The sequence below is a fragment of the Xenorhabdus innexi genome (assembly GCF_002632485.1).
Taxonomy (GTDB): Bacteria; Pseudomonadota; Gammaproteobacteria; order Enterobacterales; family Enterobacteriaceae; genus Xenorhabdus; species Xenorhabdus innexi.
The window spans coordinates 164,505-184,790 of sequence record NZ_NIBU01000002.1 but is presented as its reverse complement, the minus strand read 5'-3'; the positions used below and the strand labels follow the sequence as shown (position 1 = coordinate 184,790).

Sequence of the window (20,286 nt, the reverse complement as noted above, 5' to 3'; positions counted from 1 at the left end):
CAGTCACTCTTCAAGACTTTAATCTTTTTTGCCTTTCGGCATGTCGATAGGGTCTTGCGAGTGCCCACACAGATTGTCTGATAAATTGTTAAAGAGCGGTGGCAACCGGAAGGTTTCTTCCGTGTTGCGAGGCTGCGTATCTTACGCTTTTCGCCTCGGGAGTCAAGCGTTTATTTTCGCTTTTTTCCCGCTGTCCTCGGCGGCGTGTCTCAGCTCAGCGTCGGTCAGTGGTGGCGCATTATAGGGAGTTTTACGGCGCTGACAATAGTTTTTTTGAAAAAAATTACCAACTGCTGGTTATTACGCCAAATTTAACTTAAGTTGATAGTTTTTCCAGCGAAATAAAGCCATAACTATATAAAACAGGCCGTAGAGATTCGCTATCAGCATCTATTTTGGTGCAATACGCTATATTATTTTCTGTCGTTGAGGATAAATTTTCCCTGTTTTTGATCAGCCATGTTGTTCTTCGTGCAATTGCAGCTCCTGAATCAATCAATCTCGTTCCATCAGGCAGAACCCTCGATAGCTCTTCTGCAACTAAAGGAAAGTGAGTGCATCCCAAAATAACAGTATCTGGTGGTTCTTTCATTCTCAGCCACGGCTTTAATATCTTTTCCAGTTCGTCTAAAGGAATAGTTTCACCATGTAGTTTCCGTTCAGCCAGTTCGACCAGCTCTGCTGAGCCGATAGCGTGAACCTGACAATCCTTAGCGAATCTTGTAATGAGTTCTTTGGTATAGTCACGATTAACTGTCGCTCGTGTTGCCAATAATCCAATCACACGGTTACAGGTTAGCTTTGCGGCCGGTTTGATAGCAGGGACAACACCGACAACCGGAAAAGAAAAACGCTCACGCAAAGCGGGCAGGCTAACAGTACTCGCCGTATTACAGGCTATAACGACAATTGCTAATGGATGTTTTTTCTGGATTTCAGCAACAACTTTGACGACCCGTTCAACAATGACTTCCGCTGCTTTCTCACCATAAGGGAAGGCTTCATTATCGAATGCATATATATAGTGGAGATCCGGCAGTAATTGTCGGATCTCCTGATATACAGATAACCCACCCACACCGGAATCAAATACCAGAACAGTCGGGCGGGATATTTTCTTTATATCAAATGTCGTTAAATCAGAAGTTGTAACTGCCTGTGATGAAGTATTCTCGTCCTGGAGTGCGATAGCCATACGCTGTCTCATAATTTTTATCAAACAGATTAGCTATTCTAGCATGGATTGTCAGATGGTCAGTGACGGGATAAGACCCATTGAGATCCCATAGACTTACGCCGCCTAATTTTATTCTCTTCGCAGGATACGTACTAAAATCCTGATCATACCGCTGCCCAATATATTGATAAGTGACTCCCCAATCAATATTAAGCGCCTCCCAATCTAATTGATACTTCAACTGCTGTTTCGCTCTGCGGGTTAATGGCTGATTATTGTTATCACGCGGATCAACATACTGTAACGTCAATTGGTGCTGGAATATGCCGGTATCCACCATTCCCGTCCATTCAACACCTTTGATTTTTACCAGTCCTACGTTCAAATAACGATCATTGGAAAAGTCTATCAATTGCTCAATATCATTACGATAAATGGATAAGCGCCAATCAAGGTTTCCGGTTAATCCTTCAATACCGCCTTCCCACTGTTTACTGTTTTCTGGTTGTAAATTTGGGTTAGCCCTCCAGCCATATAATTGTCCAAGTGTTGGTGCCTTAAATGCCGTTGCATAGGAAGTAATCAGGCGATACCCATCCATGAACTCCCAAGCAACTCCGGTTTGCCATGTCGTATTCCAATTATATTCAGAATGACGATCTGAGCGCACCGCGCCTTCAAAAATAAAATCATTGATTTTCCGCTGACCTGTTAAATACACCCCTGTATTATAAGCACTTTTTTGCACAGGAATGTAGTTCGAGCCTGCTGCTACAGATTCTCTTTTCCAGTCTATCCCTCCACTAATTGCACCATGACCTATCTGCCAGACGTTTCCCCATTGAACATTGTATTGTTTGGAGTCACTTAGCATTGTGTTTCCCTGATAGATCTTATGCTTAAAATTGTAATCTTTAACGTGACTATAGCTGGTAATAAGCAGGGATGAGTAAATACCCTGATTAAATAGAATGCCTGTTTCGTAGCTACGGCTGAATAACTTTCGGGTATCAGTAAAGGAGCCATCATAGTTTGAACGATTATTGTAACCATATGTCCGGGCAAATCCGCTAAGTTGCTCATTGAATTTATGATCAATTCCCAGCCATAGCATTTTACTCATAAATCCATCCCGATCCGGCTCATTAGTTCCGTTACCTGCCACGACATCAAATCCTTTAGTATAGGTATAACCCGCTGCGGCATTCAGTACGGTATCTTCACCAAGATTCTGTTGAGTTGAGCCATTGTAATTCTGGTATCCATATGAACCGATACCTGCATTGAGGGTCGTCCCTTGCCGTTCTCGTGTAGTGATGATATTGAGCACTCCCCCAATCGCATCGGAACCATATACAGCAGAACGCGCACCGCGAATATATTCAATTTTTTGCACTAAACTAAGTGGGATCTGGCTAAGGTCAGAAGACCCCGTAATACCTGCCTGATTTAACCGAATTCCATTCACCAGAATCAGAACATGGCGTGAATCTGAACCTCGTATAAATAAAGAAGAGTTCTGACCAATTCCGCCATTTTGTGCAATATCAACCCCCGGCAAACGGCGTAATACATCAACCAAGCTATTTGACTGCCAACTGTCTATTTCGTCACGTGTTACGACTGTTACTGGTGCCAGAACAGAAGAAACAGGCTGTTTAAAGCGGTTTGCGGTAACCACCAGCGGACTTTGATTATCTGCAATGGAGAAATTGCTCCAGCCGGAAAACACCACAATTAACGTGGCGGATATGAAAATGTGTTTTTTGTTTAGCATGAGAGAATGGAGTCTAACTATAAATAGTCATGCTACGATGAAGGCAGGATAGAGTCCAGAATACCTGCTATCAAAAAAGCGTATCGATGAACCAGAAAACTGGACATCCTTTGCACTTTCCCTACAATGCCGCTCGGAAATTTTTCTTAACGTGATCATACGAGAACCAGATAATGCAGAATCTCTTGCCTACGGAAGATTATGAAAACCAATTGATGGAGAAAGTCCATCGCCTGAAAGAAATGATGGCTTCCTTTAATGCGCCGGAGCCTGAAGTTTTTCGTTCCCCCGCATCTCATTACAGAATGCGGGCAGAATTCCGTATCTGGCATGAGGAAGATGACCTCTACCACATTATGTTTGATCAACAAACGAAGCAACGTATCCAGATTGATCAGTTTCCCGTTGCCTGCCACTTAATTAATAGCATGATGCAGGCCATCATAGCGGGCGTAAAAAATAACTCCTTATTGCGTCACAAATTGTTTCAGGCTGATTATCTTGCCACTCGCAGCAACAAAATCATCGTTTCCCTGCTTTATCACAAAAAACTGGGGGATGAATGGCGTGAGCAAGCTGTTGTATTGCGAAACCAGCTAAAAGCAGAAGGCTTTGATGTTCAGCTTATTGGCCGTGCATCAAAAACCAAGATTATGCTTGATCATGACTATATAGATGAAGAGTTACCTGTCGCTGGTAAAAGCATGATTTATCGTCAGGTTGAAAACAGTTTTACCCAGCCAAACGCCAGTATCAATATCCATATGCTGGAGTGGGCTATTAACAGTACCAAAGGTGCCAAAGGTGACTTGCTTGAACTGTATTGTGGCAATGGTAACTTTTCTCTGGCATTAGCTCAGAACTTTGAGCGTGTGCTGGCAACAGAGATTGCTAAACCCTCCGTTGCTGCTGCTCAATTTAATATTGAAGCGAATAAGATTGATAACGTACAGATTATCCGTATGTCGGCAGAAGAGTTCACTCAGGCAATGAATGGAGAGCGGGAATTCAATCGTCTTCAGGGTATTGACCTGAAGAGTTATCAGTGTGAGACCATTTTTGTCGATCCACCGCGTAGTGGCTTAGATGAAGAGACTGTCAAAATGGTACAGGGATACCCACGTATTCTGTACATCTCCTGTAACCCCGAAACGCTCTGCCGGAATCTGGAGACATTGACGCAAACCCACAAAATCAGCAAGCTGGCACTTTTTGATCAATTCCCTTATACCCACCATATGGAGTGTGGTGTATTACTGGAAAAAATCGATTAGGTCTGTTGTTATTAACACCATCTGTCATTAACGCCATAACTTATGATTATGGCGTTTCCATACAATCATTCTCAAACAGTCATCAGTTATGCTTTTCTGCAATGTTCTTCTGCTGTTTGCGCCCTTTTAGCTTGACGTAAAGCCAGAAAACTAATCCGGTTCCAACCACGACAGGCAAGAAGTTGGAGCCAATTTCCGGATGGTTAACCCGAATAATCGCGTTATAGGCAAAAAGACCTAAGAAGAAGCAACCAACAGCCAGCTTTGGTAATCCTTCAGCCATCGGATAATTTAAATAACGCTGATGGAGACAATACAGAGAGAGTGCGAGTGTGATAATCGGGAAAATCGAAAAAGGTATCAACGAATTAAAAAATGCTGAAAAAGTTCCGTGAGTTGCCAATCCAACGATAAGAGCCAGCAGCATTGTGCTTTTATCTTGGCGATATTGTTCCATCGTGTTGTTCTCCTTTCAGTCTATTCAAGGGGTTTTAGGGACAGAAGTCTTAGAGACAGCGGTTTTTAGGACAGTGTTTTTTAAGTTAGCCGTTTTTTCCTGCTCCCGCCGATACCAGTAAAAAGCACCTTTGGAAATCATACGCAGTTGTAATACCAGACGTTCTTCGAGACGACGTCTCTTTTCTTCGTCAATATCCAGCGCTTCAGCACCCGCACTGAATACAATTGTTACCATTGCTTCAGCTTGTATTTCGGTAAAATGACGCGGCATATGACTGGCCTGTTCAAGGTAGTCTGCCAGCTCAGCAATAAAATGTTGGATTTCCCGTGCGACAGCTGCACGAAACTCAGCTGATGTACCTGAACGTTCACGCAGCAATAACCGGAAGGCATTCGGATTGTTGCCGATAAATTCCATAAAGGTTGAAACAGAAGTGCGAATAATACTCCCGCCTTTTGCGATACGCTGGCGTGCCTGACGCATAAGCTGACGCAGCATTAGCCCGCTTTCATCAACCATCGTCAGCCCTAATTCATCCACATCACGAAAATGGCGATAGAATGAAGTCGGTGCAATTCCGGCTTCCCGCGCCACTTCCCGTAAACTCAGACTCGTGAAACTACGTTCAGCACTAAGTTGGCTGAATGCTGCTTCAATCAGTGAACGACGGGTTTTCTCTTTCTGTTTCGCTCTGACGCCAGTTACATTATTCACAACAATCCTGATATACACACTCGACTATACTATGAAGCAAATATATCAGATTCTGCTACATTTGCTGTGATTGTTCTCTTAAAGATATTAACCCGTATTTTCTTACTTTATATTCAATAGATTTCAACCTGCATTACGGCGACAAAGGAGGCAAGTCTCCTGAAATATAGATAACAATATGACCGGGGTGAATAAGTTCAGCTAATGAATAGACGTCTTGAAATATTAGGAATATATATCAATCCAGAAAACAAAAACCGTACGTTAATTAGGTTATTACGCCAACTAATGTTAATATAGAGTTGTTATTTTGTGTAAAAACAGGTCTTTCCTCTATGCAATATACTCATTTTGATGCCATTGTTATTGGCTCCGGACCCGGTGGAGAAGGGGCAGCAATGGGATTGGCAAAACAACGAAAAAACGTAGCCGTTATAGAGCGCTATAACAATATTGGCGGCGGCTGTACCCACTGGGGCACTATCCCGTCTAAAGCTCTCCGCCATGCTGTCAGCCGTATTATCGAATTTAACCAAAACCCTCTCTACAGTGACAACTCACGCATTCTCCGTTCCTCATTTGCAGAAATTTTGCGTCATGCCGAAGTTGTCATGAATCAGCAGACTAAAATGCGGCAAGGGTTTTATGAGCGCAACCACTGTAAGATGTTCGCCGGTGAAGCCACTTTCATTGACGAACACCATGTCAGTGTGCGTTATGCCGATGACAGTGTTGATATATTAAGTGCAGACAAAATAATAATTGCTACCGGCTCCCGCCCTTACTGCCCTTCTGATGTCGATTTTACTCACTCCCGCATTTATAACAGCGATACCATTCTGGAACTGGAACATGAACCGCGCCACGTTATCATTTATGGTGCTGGTGTGATTGGCTGTGAGTATGCTTCTATCTTTCGCGGGTTGGGTGTTAAGGTCGATTTGATCAACACCCGTGACCATTTGCTGTCATTTCTTGATCAGGAAATGTCTGATGCGCTGTCTTATCATTTCTGGAATAGCGGGATTGTTATCCGCCATAACGAAGAATATGAAAAGATTGAAGGTGTTGAGGATGGGGTCATTATCCACCTGAAATCAGGCAAAAAAGTCAAAGCAGATTGTCTGCTGTATGCCAACGGCCGAACCGGTAACACAGATAAACTCGGTTTGGAGAATGTCGGGCTGGAAACGGATAGCCGTGGTTTACTGAAAGTAAACCGGGTCTACCAGACCAGCAATGAAAATATTTATGCTGTTGGTGATGTGATTGGTTATCCCAGCCTCGCTTCCGCGGCCTACAATCAGGGGCATATTGCAGCAAAAGCCATCATGACCGGGGCTGCGAATGCTGAAAAATATCTGGTAGACGATATCCCTACAGGAATTTATACCATACCTGAAATCAGTTCCGTGGGTAAAACTGAGCAGGAATTAACAGCGATGAAAGTTCCGTATGAAGTGGGACGTGCTCAGTTTAAACATCTGGCCAGAGCGCAGATTGCAGGGATGAACGTCGGCAGTCTCAAGATACTATTTCACCGCGAGACAAAACAGATTCTGGGTATCCACTGTTTTGGCGAACGTGCAGCCGAGATTATTCATATCGGTCAGGCGATTATGGAACAAAAAGGTGAAGGTAATAATATCGAATATTTCGTTAATACAACCTTCAACTATCCGACAATGGCCGAAGCTTACCGCGTTGCTGCCCTTAACGGACTGAACCGGTTATTTTGATGTTGTTCCATTGATATCGAAATGATTTCTCATTCTGGTTCGGATCGCCTCTGCCAGTTGCTCATAGCGATTACGCAGAGGTGAACCGGGGCGATAAACCAGAATCACGGAACGCTCAGGCACAGGGTTATGGCACTCCAGATAACAGATCCCATCACGCTTTTTCTCTTTGGGAACAGCCAGATCAGGCAACAAAGTGATGCCACTCCCCGCTGCAACCATATTACGTAATGTTTCCAGACTGGTTGCCCTGAAATGCGTATCTTCTTTGGCTCCGGCCTGAAAACAGAAACCCATCGCCTGATCGCGAAGGCAATGACCATCTTCCAGCATCAATAACTTTTCGCCGGTCAACTCATCCATGTTGATCTCATCCCGATCAGCCCACTTATGCTCTTCATAAACCGCAAGCTTCATGGGTTCCTCAAAAAGCGGAACTTCAATGAACGCTTCCGTCTCTTTTAGAGCCGCCAGAATCGCACAGTCCAGTTTTCCGCTATCAAGCTGAGCCAGCAGGCTCTGAGTCTGGGCTTCATGCAGATACATTTCCAGCTTAGGAAACAGTTTATGTAGCTCAGGAATAATCAGCGGCAGAAGATAAGGGCCAACAGTTGGAATAAGACCAATATGTAATGGGCCGGACATACTTTCACCCTGAAGAGAAGCCATTTCCTGTAATACCTTCACTTCTCGCAATACCGTTTTGGCTTGCTCCACCAGCAACATTCCCTGTTGTGTAAACAAGACCTTACGGCTTGTGCGTTCCAGCAGCATTACGCCCAACTCATCTTCAAGTTTGCGTATCTGTCCACTGAGTGTCGGCTGGCTGACATGACAAGAGTCAGCAGCCCTGCGGAAATGCCGATACTCAGCAAGTGCCACAAGATATTCCAGATCGCGGATATTCATTCCCAACCTCATTGTTTGGTATCAATGATAGAATTGATCAATAGATCATTATATGCACGAGAGAAGAAAACTATCAATTCCTTGTGATTTAAGGTTTTTTTATAAAATCACCTTATGAAAAATCAAAAAAGAAACGATTAAGGCACGCACAGAAAATCGACGTAGAAAACCGGGCCACCATAAAATCAACAGGCAGCCCAATCAATTCACTATTGGGAATTCAGATAATCAGAGGGATCTTAATCAGCTAAGATGTAGTCTCTGCTTAGCCTCAGCAATAGCCAGCGTCACTTGTTTCTGTGCCACTCCACCTTTTGCCAGACGTTTATCCAGACAGGACTGCAACGATAAAATATCGTATACATCGATTGAAATAGTTTCACTGAACTTTTGCAATTCAGTCAGTGACAATTCTTCCAGCGCCTTATCTTTCTTTATTGCAGCGATTACTGCTTCACCAACAATGTGATGAGCTTCACGAAATGGTACACCTTTTGCCACCAGATAATCGGCCAATTCCGTAGCATTCGCATAACCCTGTTTTGCTGCCTCCCAGCAACGGTCACGTTTTATCTGAATACCATCCAATACCAGTGCCGCCATATGCAGGCAAATGCGCCATGTATCCAGTGCATCAAACAGACCTTCCTTATCTTCCTGCATATCTTTGTTATAAGCGAGAGGAAGCCCTTTTAGCGTCACCATCATGCCAGCCAGCGCTCCCTGTACCCGGCCGCATTTGCCACGAATAAGTTCCAGCGCATCAGGGTTTTTCTTTTGCGGCATCAGAGAGGAACCAGAAGTTACCCGATCCGATAATTCAACAAAGTCCGCTTCGCCACTGTTGAAGAAAATCAGGTCTTCAGCAAAACGCGAAAGATGGATCATGCTGATACTGGCATTTGACAGCAGTTCCATCACATGGTCGCGGTCTGATACGCTATCTAAACTATTGCGGGTTGCGGAAGCAAAACCAAGCCATGATGCCAGTTGTTCCCGATCGATATCATAAGCTGTTCCCGCCAGCGCACCACACCCTAACGGGCTGACATCCAGCCGCTTTAATGTATCCTGCAAACGGCTTTCATCACGGGTCAGCATTTCTGCATACGCAAGACACCAATGGGCGAAAGTCACCGGCTGCGCCCGCTGTAAATGAGTGTATCCCGGCATAACAGCATCCTGATTATTCTCAGCCGTGATCACCAATGCCTGTTGTAACTCTGTCAGTGCCTGCCGGATAACCGCTATCTGCTCCTTACACCACAATTTCAGGTCAGTTGCGACCTGATCATTACGGCTGCGTCCTGTATGCAGTTTTTTGCCCAGATCCCCTACTTTTGCGATAAGCTGGCCTTCCACCCAACTATGAATATCTTCCGCATCGCTTTGCAAAATAGCCTCTGGGTTGGTTCTTACTTCATCCAGTAATGTATTCAGCGCCAACTCCAGCTTCTGCTGCTCTTCAGATGTCAGAACACCGACTGTGACCAGCGCCTTTGACCATGCGACAGAGCCGACAATATCCTGCTCTGCCAGACGATAATCAAACCGCAGGGAATCGTTAAACTGCTTAAACTGCTGATCGGCTTCCTGACTGAAGCGCCCACCCCAAAGTGCCATAATTGCGTTCCTCTTTTCTCTCTATTACTCAGAAATATTTCCCGGGAATTACTTTTTGCTTTTCAGCGCACGAATGCGGGAAGAAAGCGAATGGAGGCGGATAAACCCTTCGGCATGGCTATGGTCATAAACTTCATCTTCTCCGAAGGTAGCAAACTCTTCTGAGTAAAGGCTATGAGGTGACTTCTTCTGGGTGGCTGTCACTTGACCTTTATACAGTTTCAGGATCACTTCGCCACTGACATTCTCAGCCAGTATTTCGGCCGCAGCCTGAATAGACTGACGCAACGGCACAAACCAGCGCCCATCGTAAACAACATAAGACATCTCCAGCCCCAGTTGCTGACGCCATTTAAAGCTGTCGCGATCCAGTACCAACTGTTCAATGCCACGCAAAGCCGCCATCATGATGGTTCCCCCCGGAGTTTCATAACAGCCACGGGATTTCATTCCGACCAGACGGTTTTCCACAATATCAATCCGGCCAATACCGTGTTTAGCACCCAGTTCATTCAATTCATTAAGGCATTGATATGGCGACAATATTGTGCCATTCACTCCGACAACCTCACCCTTCTCGACCGTGACAGAAATATATTCAGGCTCGTCAGGAGCATCTTCCGGCTCTACAGTCCATACCCAGCAATCTTTATTGGCTGCGTTCCACGTATTTTCCAATACGCCACCTTCGGTCGAAATGTGCCACGCGTTTTCATCACGACTGTAAATTTTTTCCAGCGTTGCGGTGGTGGGAATATCACGGATTTTCAGGTAATCCAGCAATGCTTCGCGGGAACGCAGATCCCACTCCCGCCACGGAGCAACTACTTTCAGGTGTGGTGCCAATGCAGTATAGGTACTCTCAAAACGAACCTGATCATTGCCTTTACCTGTCGCACCATGCGCAAGCGCATCAGCGCCGATTTTCAAAGCCAGTTCAACCTGCGCTTTGGCAATAATAGGACGAGCCATTGACGTACCAAGCAGATAACTGCCTTCGTACAATGCTCCGGTTTTCAGCACCGGATAAACATATTCTTTGATAAATTCTTCACGCAAATCGACGACATGACACTCAGAAGCACCAGAGCGTAATGCTTTTTGTTCTATGCCATCCAGATCTTCACGGCTCTGACCAACATCTGCGACAAATGCAATCACGTCACAGTTGCCGTAATGCTCTTTCAGCCATGGAATAATGGCAGAAGTATCCAAACCGCCAGAATATGCCAGCACAATCTTTTTAATACTGTCTTTTACTGAAGTACTGTTTTTTACTGAATTAGTTTTTGTCATAGAGGTAGCCTTTCACTTTTATTCACCAGCAGGCGTTCACCAGCGAGGTACTTGTCATTAAACAGCCAGAGCAGATCTCTCATATCCTTGTTATGCCATAACGCGGGTACCAACGGATATACCATTAAACAGCGCAATCAGTTGGTCAGTATAACGCCAGCTGGCGATATCCACCGGACGCCCCAATGTTTTTGCGGCTTCCAGTGCTGCCTGGACTTTCACAACCATGCCATCGGTAATCACACCCTGTTCAATCAGATGCTGTATTTCTTTTTCTGAGACTTCAGGGATTTTGTTCCCTTTTCCATTCAGAATACCGCTGACATCTGACAGGAAAACCAAGTCAGCATCCAATGACTGCGCAACGGCTGTAGCGGCCTGATCGGCATTAACATTCATTAAGTTGCCATCTTCTGTAATACCAATAGAGCTGATAATGGGGATATAACCGATATCCAGTAAAATTTTCAGTAAATCCGGATTACCGGGAGAAGCCGTGCCCGTGTGACCAAATTCCTCGTTAATCGGAGATACTTTCACAACACAGCCATCCCCCAAACAGAGGCCGACAGCAGGTAAACGGTATTTTATCGCCCAGGAAAGCAGGGTTTTATTCGCTGTACCGGCCAGTGTTCCGGTAATAACATCAATCTGATCTGCGGGTGTTACACGCAACCCTTGCTTCTTGATGACCGGTAACTGTAGTTTCTGCATCAGTTCATCAACCAGACAGCCTCCACCATGTACAATTACCAACGGACGCTTATGCGTTTTTCGATACAACTGTAATGTGGAAAATAATCGCACCAGTGCTTCATCACTATCTAATAACACCCCACCCAGCTTGATAACTAATGGCTCCATCAGTTTTACCCTCTGTCGGTATCAAATAATTTCTGACTTAAAAAGCATTGAATTAAGGCTCTGAATTAAAGTAATGCCTGAGTTTCTTCTAACCCGAAGCGAATATTCATACATTGCACGGCCTGCGCTGCTGCACCTTTCAACAGATTATCCTCAGCCCCGACAATAATCAGGTGCTGCTCCTGCACAGCAAAACCAATATCACAGAATGGCAATCCAACCACCGCTTTCAGGGCAGGAACTCCTTTTTCATATAACCGAACCAGTGGTTTATTGTGATACGCCTGTTGATAGGCATTCCTGACCTGTTCTTCTGTTACACCAGCTACCAGCTTGCAGGTAATCGTGGCGAGGATCCCTCGCGCAAAATTGCCTAAATGAGGTGTAAAAATCACATCGGTACCTAAATGTGCAGCAATTTCAGGCTGATGCCGATGGTTAAAAATACCGTAGGGCTGCAAACTGACTTCACAGAAACTGTTATTTATCGATGCCTTACGTCCGGCACCACTCACACCACTGACAGCATTAATAACGGGCCACTGCCCGGTATCCAACAAACCAGCTTCCAGCAGTGGTTTCAGAGAAAGCTGTGAAACCGTAGGGTAACAACCCGGAACCGCGATCAGCTGAGCTGTTTTAATTTTCTCCGCCTGCCATTCCGCCAGTCCATATACCGCCTGCTCAAGCCAGTCTGTATTTTTATGCTCGAATCCATAGTATTTTGGGTAAAACAGTGTATTTTGTACGCGATAGGCACCAGATAAATCAAATACGATACAGCCAGCCTGTAGAAATAGCGGGGCAATGTCGTGGCTGACTTCATGCGCTGTAGCAAGAAAAACAACATCAATGCCGCTTGCCGCTTCAGCCACATCGGTTAACGGCTGTAAAGGTAAATCCAGAGTTCCTTTATATTGCGGGTAAAGTTCTGAAAGACACTTTCCGGCATCAGAACTTTGAGCAGAAACCATCAGACCAGCAAGATGGATATGAGGATGGCGTTGCAGACATGCTGCTAATTCTGCTCCGGTATAGCCACTGGCACCGACTATCAGCGTATTAAGCATGGGATTTATTCACCTTGTATTAACCCAATGTATTGTATTAACCCAATTAGTAGTAGCCCAATTACACAATTGAATTTATATTCAATTAAATTGCATTAATATTGATACTATCTTGAATAAGGGCTGTCAACAGTGAATATTAAATTACCAACATTTAGTGAATTATATCGCCAGCTTATTGCAGCACCTTCCATCAGCGCTGTGGATAAAGAACTGGATCAAAGCAATGAGGCTGTTATCTATCTACTGGCTGAATGGCTGAAACAGATTGGGTTTAAAATAGAGCTTCAGCCTGTTCCGGAAACCCGTGGAAAATTTAATATGCTGGCAACGTTAGGGAGCGGGTCTGGTGGGCTACTTCTGTGTGGTCATACCGATACAGTGCCATTTGACGCCGGGCGCTGGACTCAGGACCCATTCACACTGACAGAGCGTGATGGCAAATTATACGGGCTGGGCACTGCTGATATGAAAGGCTTCTTTGCCTTTATCATTGATGTGCTGCGGGATATTGATCCCAGTAAGCTGTCTCATCCTCTCTATATTCTGGCGACCGCCGACGAAGAAACTTCAATGGCCGGCGCCCGATATTTTGCCACAAACGCGACTATCCGACCTGATTTTGCCATTATTGGCGAGCCGACATCACTACAGCCAATCCGCGCCCATAAAGGGCACGTTGCCCATGCGATCCGTATTGAAGGGCAATCCGGGCACTCCAGTGATCCCGCGCGGGGTGTTAATGCTATCGATTTGATGCATGAATCCATTACGCAATTGATGAAATTACGCCATACCCTACAAGAACGTTACCATAACCCGGCTTTTGTCATTCCCTATCCCACCATGAATTTTGGTCATATTCACGGGGGAGATGCAGCAAACCGGATCTGTGCCTGCTGTGAGCTGCATATGGATATTCGTCCGCTCCCCGGCCTGACATTACAGGATCTGAATGAGGCCCTGAATGAATCACTGGAACCCGTCAGACAACGCTGGCCCGGACGCCTGAGTATTACGGAGCTTCATCCTCCTATCCCGGGTTATGAGTGCCCTACCAATCACAAACTGGTAGGTGTTATCGAAAAACTGTTGGGAGCAAAAGCAGAAACTGTCAATTACTGTACGGAAGCCCCTTTTATTCAGGAACTCTGTCCGACAATAGTTCTGGGGCCGGGTTCCATCGAACAGGCTCACCAGCCCGATGAATACATAGAAGTATCAATGATCGAACCCACGAGGAAGTTGATTGCTCAGGTTGTGGAACATTTTTGTTTGGGTGGGGGTTAAAATCCATTCTCTGAAATCCATTCTCTGAGTAGTACCACACGATCTCACTTATTTGATCAGTTGCTCAATAGCAGCAACTGATTACTGTGTTTTTCCCGCAATATTAAAAAGCACGAAGCATTTTTATAAACACATTTTTCCTACATGAATTTCTTTCACGATCACTCTGAATATTCCTCACTGGAAATAAGCCATTTCCTAATTGACTAAAAACCCCGCTGCGCTCATTCTATTTGGACATCTAAACGGATAGACATATAAACATTTAAGCATCCAAATATAACCGGAGAAAAACTCCGTTTGTTCACGAGGGCACAGGGTATGAGTTTCTTTCACGCTAATCATCAAGAGGCACTAAATCAGAATCTGGCTGAACTTGAAGGTCAAATTCGTGTTTCTTTCGAATTTTTTCCGCCCAAAACGACTGAAATGGAACAGACTCTGTGGAAATCCATTGACCGTCTGAGCAAACTGAAACCTAATTTTGTTTCCGTGACTTATGGGGCCAATTCCGGTGAACGTGATCGTACTCATAGCATCATTAAAGGCATCAAAGACAGAACGGGCCTTGAAGCCGCACCGCATTTAACCTGCATTGATGCCAACCGTGAAGAGTTGTGTAACATCGCCCACGATTACTGGAGCAGTGGCATTCGCCATATTGTGGCCTTGCGGGGTGATTTACCGAATGGTGGCAGTAAACCTGCAATGTACGGTGCTGATTTAGTTGAGCTCTTAAAAAAAGAGGCTGATTTTGATATTTCTGTGGCGGCATATCCGGAAGTACATCCCGAAGCAAAAAGTGCACAGGCTGACCTGATTAATCTGAAGAGAAAAATCGATGCAGGTGCAAACCGCGCTATTACCCAATTCTTTTTTGATGTGGAAAGTTATCTGCGTTTTCGTGATCGCTGTGTTTCAACAGGAATTGATGTGGAAATCGTGCCGGGGATTTTACCTGTCTCCAACTTCCGCCAGTTACAGCGGTTTGCAACTATTACGAATGTTCGCATCCCAAGCTGGATGACCAGAATGTTTGAAGGGTTGGATGATGATTCTGAAAGCCGTAATTTAGTCGGAGCTTCTATTGCGATGGATATGGTAAAAATTCTGAGCCGTGAAGGAGTGAAAGATTTCCATTTTTACACTCTGAATCGGGCGGAATTGAGTTATGCCATTTGCCATACATTAGGGGTTCGCCCTTGTTGATTTGTTCTCAAAAGCCGGACTATATGGTAGTTCGGCGTGACTATCCCTTCAGTCAGACAGAACATCCTTACTGATTACAATCAAACGATGGCGGTGCAAATCTGCATCTGTTCCCCAGCAAAAAGTATCCCATTTATCAAGAAGCTCATCCATACTGGATACTGCGGTTAGCGGACGATCCATTTCCCCGCCATCAGAAACATAAACGTGATAACCCACGGACATTGACCACGCGATCATAATCTGCCAAAAGCGTTTACCATCACCAGTCTGCTCTTCATCTGTCACGATAATATGATAACTCTCAAGCAGAAATCGGAAAAAGCGTCGGGGGAAGCCACTGACAGCATCTTGATGTTCAGGGCTAAAAGTACGCCAGACCATAATTTGAGTACAGGTTTCTTTATCAACCACAATATCTTTACGAAAAATCAGTTTGACGGCGTAAACCGTTTCAGGTTTATCTCCAGATGTGATCATGCGGTACTGATCCTGCTTTAATGATTTAACGAAACGATATCCATGCGGAACGACAAAATCAGGCAGCGAAAATTTTTTTGCTCCATTTTCAAGAAAAGAGATTGTGTGCTCTACGTTCTTTTCAAAAATACGCAGCTTACGATTAAAATCTACATCTTCTATCAAATATGGCATCGAAGTACTCCATCCTTCATTACTGTCGTTATTCATACTTTGCCCTCCACACTGGACAAGTTGGTTTTAAATCATACAGAAGCGTACGCAATTTTCCATCAAGATATATTGTTATTTTTGGAAATAAACCAAAACACAAACCCAACAATAATCAGCATACTAACGATATTCAGGATATACCATCCACTCTGATAGCTCATTACCATACCAACCGACAGGGAAGCCAGCATATTGGACAGATAGGTAATAAGCGAATTCATTCCCTGTAATTTATGTTTGAATGCACTGCCGATAAACCCGTTCAATAAAAATGTTCCACCATTGAACATAAATGCCCAACCGATACCGATAAACACCAGTGAGAATAAGAAACCAAGCATCTCATCCCAGATTAAGGCAATAGCCATACCGATAATAAAAAATATCGCCCCGGATGTAATCAGACTGGTTGTTTTGAACCTGTCCACCAGAAATGGCAACAGCAAAGCGGGTGCATACATTGCAAAGAAATGCCATTGCAATACCAGTGCATTCTCTTCTATGGAGAATTGTTGATGGGACATTGCCAAAGGTGTTGCATTCATCAATAACGTCATCACGGAAAAACCTACGGCACAACTTACTGTCGATAATACAAAGAGTTTCGACTTTAACTGGTTGGCAAAACTATTGTCTTTATCCGCCTCCTTGAGTGCAGATAAAAATTTTTCTTTTCGAATCACGGGCAAGCTAATAAAAAGCTGCGTTATCAAAGTCAGAATACAAATAATAGCTGATAACAGAAACGCTCCTGCAAAAGGATAATCAGGCAATAAATCAGCACCTTTAGATGCTAAATAAGGCCCCGAAATTCCACCAACAATGCCACCACCGATAATGAATGAAATTGCTTTTTTCCTGCTGGATTCATCTTCGAAAACTTCAGCCGCGGCAAAACGATAGTACTGATTAAAAACGGTCGCTCCCCCCAGAATAAAAGTACCCAGAGTAAACAAAATGAAAGACTGAAAAATTATTGCCCCCCCTGCTAATCCACTACCGACTAATCCAATCAGATTGCCAGATATAAAAGCATTTCTTCTGCCAGATTTCTCCATCAGCATTGATGCAAAATACACCATTAATGCTGCACCACATACTGTTGCAGTGACAGGCAATGTGGATAAAAAATCAAAGGGAGAAAGCCTTTTTCCTACCAGCGGTGATGCCAGCGTTAATAGGGAAATAATACTTCCGGTAAGACCTTGTCCGATAAAAAGCAAAAATACATTTAAGTAATTTCTATTCATTACCGCAGCCCTGTTTATCATCTTGTGAAAAATAACTGTATGTTTTACCTATTTTTTTAAAAAATGAAACCGGACAGTTTCCCATCCGGTTTTTCATCATTTTTATTATCAATAAATCAATAAATGGAAGTCTAACCTGTATTACGCATCCCAGCCGCAACTCCGGCTATTGTGACCATCAGCGCCAGCTCTACGCGAGGGTCGGGCTGTTCCTGTTGGCGGGAGCGCTGTAATAACTCCGCCTGTAAGACATTCAGCGGGTCAGTATATACATTACGCAATGCAATAGATTCGGCTATCCACGGCAGATCCGCCATCAACTGCCCATCACGTGAAACTGTCAGCACCGTTTCTATATCGGCTAAAAGTTGAGTGCGCAGCTTTGAACCCAGAGGCCACAGCTTTTTATCAACCAAACGCTGATCATAATATTCCGCCAGCCATAAATCCGCTTTGGCGAAAACCATCTCCAGCATCGCAATACGAGTCGTAAAGAACGGCCAGTCACTGGACATTTCAGACAATGTGTCCTGCTGACCCGCATCTATTACGTGTTGTAACGCAGCACCTGCTCCCAGCCATGCCGGAAGCATCAGGCGATTCTGCGTCCACGCAAAAATCCACGGAATCGCACGCAGACTTTCTACCCCACCGGTAGGACGTCGCTTAGCTGGGCGGGAACCTAACGGTAATTTCGCCAGCTCCTGTTCAGGTGTTGCTGAACGAAAATAAGGTACAAATTCCGGCTGCTCACGAACGTAATCACGGTACATATCGCAGGAAACATCAGAAAGCGTATCCATGACTTGCTTCCATTCAGCTTTAGGTTCCGGCGGCGGCAGTAAGTTTGCTTCCAGAATAGCACTGGCGTATAACGCCAGACTGCTGATAGTCACCTGCGGCAAGCCAAACTTAAAGCGGATCATTTCACCCTGTTCTGTGACACGCAGCCCCCCTTTCAGGCTGCCCGGAGGCTGAGAAAGTAAGGCAGAATGCGCCGGTGCACCGCCGCGACCGATTGAACCGCCGCGGCCGTGAAACAGTGTCAGTTTCACGTTTTCTTTTTCACACACTCTGATCAGGGCATCCTGAGCACGGTATTGTGCCCAAGATGCCGCCATCACGCCCGCATCTTTTGCTGAATCAGAATAGCCAATCATGACCATTTGCTTACCCTGAATCAGCTCACGATACCATTCAATATGAAGTAATTGCCGGATCACGCTTTCTGCATTATTCAGGTCATCAAGCGTTTCAAACAACGGCGCAACAGGCAATGACAGTGGGCAATCCGCAGCTTTCAGCAATAATTTTACTGCCAGTACATCTGAAGGAACTTTTGCCATGGAAATCACATAAGCAGCAATCGCATCCGGCGGTGACTCGGCAATCACTTTACAGGTTTCCAGAACCTCCTGAGTTTCCGCACTAGGCTGCCATTTACGCGGGATTAACGGACGCTTCGAGTTCAGCTCGCGCAATAAAAATGCCTGTTTCTCTGTTTCTGACCAGCCCGCATAGTCGCCCAGTTCCAGATATTGAGTAAGTTCTGCAATGGCATCGGTGTGCCGGGTACTTTCCTGACGAATGTCGATCCGTACCAGTGACAGACCGAAACAACGAATGCGGCGCAGAGTATCCAACAACTGACCATCGGCAATAATTTCCATGCCGCAGGATTTCAGAGACTGGTAACAGGCATAGAGTGGCTGCCATAATTGGTTGTTATGCAGCAATAAATCTGTCGGAGGAATAACCTGTTCACCTTTAAGGCGTTTTTCCAGATAGGCCAGCGTGTTATTTAATTGAGTTCGCAACTGTTTAGCAATCTCACGATAAGGTTCGCTAACCTCATCGCCTCCTGCTATCCGGCGCAGCTCTGGCGTACATTCCGACATCGAAAGCTCAGATACCAGCACCTGAATATCTTTCAGAAACAGATCAGCGGCTTTCCAACGACTGAGCAACAACACATGGCGGGTAACTTCTGCGGTGACGTTAGGGTTCCCATCCCGGTCGCCTCCCATCCAGGAAGTAAAGCGGATTGGCACCGATTCTACCGGCAGGCTGTAACCGATAGATTCTTCTAATTGCTCATTGAATTCACGCAAAAACGCAGGGACACCTTCCCACAGGCTATTTTCCACCACCGCAAAACCCCATTTGGCCTCATCAATCGGGGTAGGACGGATCTTGCGGATTTCATCGGTATGCCATGACTGTGCAATCAACTGGCGTAGACGGCGCATAATATTGTTATGCTCGTAATCAGCCAAATCATCATGATCCAGCTGTGCCAGACAGGTATTCACCTCAACCAGTTTATGGATCAGAGTGCGGCGGGCAATTTCGGTCGGATGCGCTGTCAGCACCAGTTCAATGGAAAGCTCATTAACCGCCTTAATCAAATCCTCATTATTGAAGTTTTTGCTTTTCAGCCGTTCGAACAGTGCTGCTAATGCCACAGGGTTACTGGCGGCTTCGCCATGTGGTGAAATACTGTGATATTGTTCAGCCGCATTAGCCAGATTAAGGAACTGGTTAAACGCCCGGGCAACCGGCAATAATTCGTCATTGGACAAATTCTGTAGTGTCGATAGCAATTGCTGGCGATCTTCTTCGTTACCTGCACGGGATGATTTGGACAACTGCCTTATCGTTTCGACTTTATCAAGAATATCCTGTCCCTGAGCCTCTTTGATGGTGTTCCCCAGTATCTTACCAAGCATACTGACATTACTTCGCATTGCGGAATATTGTTGATTCATGTGATTCCTGACCTTGTGTTGCTGTATGTTTTTTGTTTATGTCTAATCTACTATTCATATCAGAAAACAAACAAATTGGGCGGATTTTATGAAATTTTACTCAAGGATTTCTTTAATCTGAGTCAGACTATTGGCCTTGAAATCCCCAACAATGAAGGAAAAACAAAGAGCTG

Annotated in this window: 16 protein-coding genes; 4 read left to right on the top strand and 12 right to left on the bottom strand. The window is 44.9% G+C overall.

Going from position 1 to position 20,286, the window contains the following annotated elements:
- Positions 1 to 316: 316 nt before the first annotated feature.
- Both murI and btuB read right to left on the bottom strand, forming a co-directional pair.
- The gene (gene murI / locus Xinn_RS01690) at positions 317 to 1,195 is read right to left on the bottom strand and encodes a glutamate racemase (RefSeq protein ID WP_086954996.1); all 879 of its coding nucleotides are present in this window, start codon (positions 1,193 to 1,195) and stop codon (positions 317 to 319) included.
- Positions 1,140 to 2,954 carry a TonB-dependent vitamin B12 receptor BtuB gene (btuB, locus tag Xinn_RS01685; protein ID WP_086954995.1) on the bottom strand — a complete coding sequence of 605 codons (1,815 nt, stop codon included), beginning with the start codon at positions 2,952 to 2,954 and terminating at the stop codon, positions 1,140 to 1,142. The genes murI and btuB overlap by 56 nt, the downstream gene beginning before the upstream one ends.
- Before the next feature lie 173 nt (positions 2,955 to 3,127).
- Here btuB and trmA point away from each other — a divergent pair, with 173 nt between their 5' ends.
- Complete coding sequence (gene trmA, locus Xinn_RS01680) at positions 3,128 to 4,228, top strand: tRNA (uridine(54)-C5)-methyltransferase TrmA (protein WP_086954994.1); 1,101 nt, start codon at positions 3,128 to 3,130, stop codon at positions 4,226 to 4,228.
- 82 nt (positions 4,229 to 4,310) lie between these two features.
- Here the strand turns inward: trmA and Xinn_RS01675 are convergent, their stop codons facing one another.
- Together Xinn_RS01675 and fabR are read right to left on the bottom strand one after the other, a co-directional pair.
- Positions 4,311 to 4,685: a YijD family membrane protein gene (locus Xinn_RS01675; protein ID WP_086954993.1), complete on the bottom strand. Its 375-nt coding sequence runs from the start codon at positions 4,683 to 4,685 to the stop codon at positions 4,311 to 4,313.
- Positions 4,686 to 4,709: 24 nt separating this feature from the next.
- Entirely contained in the window at positions 4,710 to 5,402 is a 693-nt protein-coding gene (gene fabR / locus Xinn_RS01670) for an HTH-type transcriptional repressor FabR (protein ID WP_228858013.1), read from the bottom strand.
- Between the two features lie 335 nt (positions 5,403 to 5,737).
- On the opposite strand from fabR, the gene sthA reads away from it, so the two are divergent.
- On the top strand, positions 5,738 to 7,141 hold the full coding sequence (gene sthA / locus Xinn_RS01665; protein WP_086954992.1) for a Si-specific NAD(P)(+) transhydrogenase: 1,404 nt from the start codon (positions 5,738 to 5,740) through the stop codon (positions 7,139 to 7,141).
- Here sthA and oxyR read toward each other — a convergent pair.
- The 5 genes from oxyR to argC form a co-directional block, all read right to left on the bottom strand.
- On the bottom strand, positions 7,133 to 8,050 hold the full coding sequence (gene oxyR / locus Xinn_RS01660; RefSeq protein WP_086954991.1) for a DNA-binding transcriptional regulator OxyR: 918 nt from the start codon (positions 8,048 to 8,050) through the stop codon (positions 7,133 to 7,135). The two genes, sthA and oxyR, sit on opposite strands and share 9 nt — an antisense overlap.
- A gap of 243 nt (positions 8,051 to 8,293) precedes the next feature.
- The gene (gene argH / locus Xinn_RS01655) at positions 8,294 to 9,673 is read right to left on the bottom strand and encodes an argininosuccinate lyase (RefSeq protein WP_086954990.1); all 1,380 of its coding nucleotides are present in this window, start codon (positions 9,671 to 9,673) and stop codon (positions 8,294 to 8,296) included.
- A 48-nt stretch (positions 9,674 to 9,721) separates the two neighbouring features.
- A complete protein-coding gene (locus Xinn_RS01650) occupies positions 9,722 to 10,969 on the bottom strand; it encodes an argininosuccinate synthase (protein ID WP_086954989.1) in 1,248 nt (415 codons plus the stop codon).
- Positions 10,970 to 11,059: 90 nt separating this feature from the next.
- Positions 11,060 to 11,833 carry an acetylglutamate kinase gene (gene argB, locus Xinn_RS01645; protein WP_086954988.1) on the bottom strand — a complete coding sequence of 258 codons (774 nt, stop codon included), beginning with the start codon at positions 11,831 to 11,833 and terminating at the stop codon, positions 11,060 to 11,062.
- A gap of 65 nt (positions 11,834 to 11,898) precedes the next feature.
- Complete coding sequence (gene argC / locus Xinn_RS01640) at positions 11,899 to 12,903, bottom strand: N-acetyl-gamma-glutamyl-phosphate reductase (RefSeq protein ID WP_086954987.1); 1,005 nt, start codon at positions 12,901 to 12,903, stop codon at positions 11,899 to 11,901.
- 132 nt (positions 12,904 to 13,035) lie between these two features.
- On the opposite strand from argC, the gene argE reads away from it, so the two are divergent.
- Both argE and metF read left to right on the top strand, forming a co-directional pair.
- Positions 13,036 to 14,193 (top strand): acetylornithine deacetylase, encoded by a 1,158-nt coding sequence (argE, locus tag Xinn_RS01635; RefSeq protein ID WP_086954986.1) that lies wholly within the window; start codon positions 13,036 to 13,038, stop codon positions 14,191 to 14,193.
- Between the two features lie 321 nt (positions 14,194 to 14,514).
- A complete protein-coding gene (gene metF, locus Xinn_RS01630; RefSeq protein WP_086954985.1) occupies positions 14,515 to 15,402 on the top strand; it encodes a methylenetetrahydrofolate reductase in 888 nt (295 codons plus the stop codon).
- Positions 15,403 to 15,450: 48 nt separating this feature from the next.
- Here metF and Xinn_RS01625 read toward each other — a convergent pair whose 3' ends face one another.
- From Xinn_RS01625 to ppc, 3 genes are all read right to left on the bottom strand, one after another.
- Positions 15,451 to 16,092: a hypothetical protein gene (locus tag Xinn_RS01625; protein WP_086954984.1), complete on the bottom strand. Its 642-nt coding sequence runs from the start codon at positions 16,090 to 16,092 to the stop codon at positions 15,451 to 15,453.
- A 62-nt stretch (positions 16,093 to 16,154) separates the two neighbouring features.
- Positions 16,155 to 17,345, bottom strand: a complete 1,191-nt coding sequence (locus Xinn_RS01620) for an MFS transporter (RefSeq protein WP_086954983.1) — start codon at positions 17,343 to 17,345, stop codon at positions 16,155 to 16,157.
- Positions 17,346 to 17,476: 131 nt separating this feature from the next.
- A complete protein-coding gene (gene ppc, locus Xinn_RS01615; protein ID WP_086954982.1) occupies positions 17,477 to 20,113 on the bottom strand; it encodes a phosphoenolpyruvate carboxylase in 2,637 nt (878 codons plus the stop codon).
- Positions 20,114 to 20,286: the final 173 nt, after the last annotated feature.